This window comes from Clostridium estertheticum (assembly GCF_026650985.1).
Classification (GTDB): domain Bacteria; phylum Bacillota; class Clostridia; order Clostridiales; family Clostridiaceae; genus Clostridium_AD; species Clostridium_AD estertheticum_C.
Genome location: NZ_CP086239.1, coordinates 3,975,001 through 3,977,500, shown reverse-complemented (window position 1 = coordinate 3,977,500; position 2,500 = coordinate 3,975,001). Strand labels below are relative to the sequence as shown.

The window sequence follows — 2,500 nt, the reverse complement described above, 5'->3', positions numbered from 1 at the left end:
TGACCGATAGTGAAGAAGTACCGTGAGGGAAAGGTGAAAAGAACCCCGGAAGGGGAGTGAAATAGAACCTGAAACCGTGTGCCTACAACCGGTCGAAGCACTTTTTATGTGTGACGGCGTGCTTTTTGTAGAACGAGCCAACGAGTTACGATATGTAGCAAGGTTAAGTACTTAAGGTACGGAGCCGAAGGGAAACCGAGTCTGAATAGGGCGTTCTAGTTGCATGTCGTAGACCCGAAACCGGGTGACCTATCCATGGCCAGGATGAAGCGGAAGTAAAATTCCGTGGAGGTCCGAACCACGTTGGTGTTGAAAAACCATGGGATGAGCTGTGGATAGCGGAGAAATTCCAATCGAACTCGGAGATAGCTGGTTCTCCTCGAAATAGCTTTAGGGCTAGCGTCGATTAATTGAGTAATGGAGGTAGAGCACTGAATGGGCTAGGGGCTGACAACAGTTACTGAACCCTATCAAACTCCGAATGCCATATACTTTTATTTCGGCAGTCAGACTGCGAATGATAAGATCCGTAGTCAAAAGGGAAACAGCCCAGACCATCAGCTAAGGTCCCAAAGTGTAAGTTAAGTGGAAAAGGATGTGGGATTTCTAAGACAACTAGGATGTTGGCTCAGAAGCAGCCACTCATTCAAAGAGTGCGTAATAGCTCACTAGTCAAGAGATCCTGCGCCGAAGATGTCCGGGGCTAAAACTTACCACCGAAGCTATGGGTTTACACAATTGTGTAAGCGGTAGAGGAGCTTTCTGTACTGGCTGAAGTCATACCGTAAGGAGTGGTGGACGGTACAGAAGTGAGAATGTTGGCATGAGTAGCGAGAGTTAAGTGAGAATCTTAACGGTCGAAAACCTAAGGTTTCCTGAGGAAGGCTCGTCCTCTCAGGGTTAGTCGGGACCTAAGCCGAGGCCGAAAGGCGTAGGTGATGGACAATCGGTTGATATTCCGATACCACCAATGGACGTTATTAGAAATGGGATGACGCAGGAGGATAAGATGTGCACACTATTGGATGTGTGTCTAAGCATTTAGGCGGAGCAAGCAGGCAAATCCGTTTGCTCTTAACGCTGAGATGTAATGGGGAAGGCAATTTATTGCTGAAGTATCTGATTCCACGCTGCCAAGAAAAGTCTCTATCGAGGATATTGGTGCCCGTACCGCAAACCGACACAGGTAGGTGAGGAGAGAATCCTAAGACCATCGGAAGAATTACTGTTAAGGAACTCGGCAAATTGACCCCGTAACTTCGGGAGAAGGGGTGCCTACGTAAGTAGGTCGCAGAGAATAGGCCCAAGCAACTGTTTAGCAAAAACACAGGTCTCTGCTAAAGCGAAAGCTGATGTATAGGGGCTGACGCCTGCCCGGTGCTGGAAGGTTAAGGGGATTAGTTAGCTGAGAGCTTGCTCTTGGCGAGGCTATGAACTTAAGCCCCAGTAAACGGCGGCCGTAACTATAACGGTCCTAAGGTAGCGAAATTCCTTGTCGGGTAAGTTCCGACCCGCACGAATGGCGTAATGATTTGGGCACTGTCTCAACAGTACATCCGGCGAAATTGTAGTTCCAGTGAAGATGCTGGATACCCGCGATTGGACGGAAAGACCCCGTAGAGCTTTACTGTAGCTTAGCATTGAATTTCGGTATTGTCTGTACAGGATAGGTGGGAGACTACGATACATGGGCGTCAGCCTGTGTGGAGTCATCCTTGGGATACCACCCTGACAGTACTGAGGTTCTAACTGGAGGCCATGAATCTGGTCACAGGACATTGTTAGGTGGGCAGTTTGACTGGGGCGGTCGCCTCCGAAAGAGTAACGGAGGCGCCCAAAGGTTCCCTCAGCGCGGTTGGAAATCGCGCGAAGAGTGCAAAGGCAGAAGGGAGCCTGACTGCGACACTTACAAGTGGAGCAGGGACGAAAGTCGGGCTTAGTGATCCGGTGGTACCTCGTGGGAGGGCCATCGCTCAACGGATAAAAGCTACCTCGGGGATAACAGGCTGATCTCCCCCAAGAGTCCACATCGACGGGGAGGTTTGGCACCTCGATGTCGGCTCGTCGCATCCTGGGGCTGAAGTAGGTCCCAAGGGTTGGGCTGTTCGCCCATTAAAGCGGCACGCGAGCTGGGTTCAGAACGTCGTGAGACAGTTCGGTCCCTATCCGTCGCGGGCGTAGGAAATTTGAAGGGAGCTGTCCTTAGTACGAGAGGACCGGGATGGACAAACCTCTGGTGCACCAGTTGTCACGCCAGTGGCATCGCTGGGTAGCTATGTTTGGAAGGGATAAACGCTGAAAGCATCTAAGCGTGAAGCCCACCCTAAGATGAGATTTCCCATTACTCGCACGTAAGTGCGATGTAAGTAAGACTCCTGGAAGACCACCAGGTTGATAGGTTAGAGGTGTAAGCATGGTAACATGTTCAGCTGACTAATACTAATAAGTCGAGGGCTTGACCAAGATATAATAATAAAATGCGAAAACACTGTGCAATTTT

1 rRNA gene (cut by a window edge) is annotated in these 2,500 nt (G+C 50.0%); it reads left to right on the top strand.

The annotated features are described in order from the left end of the window. Positions 1-2,463: ribosomal RNA gene (locus LL038_RS18970) — 23S ribosomal RNA — on the top strand; it begins 476 nt to the left of the window's first position. Positions 2,464-2,500: the final 37 nt, after the last annotated feature.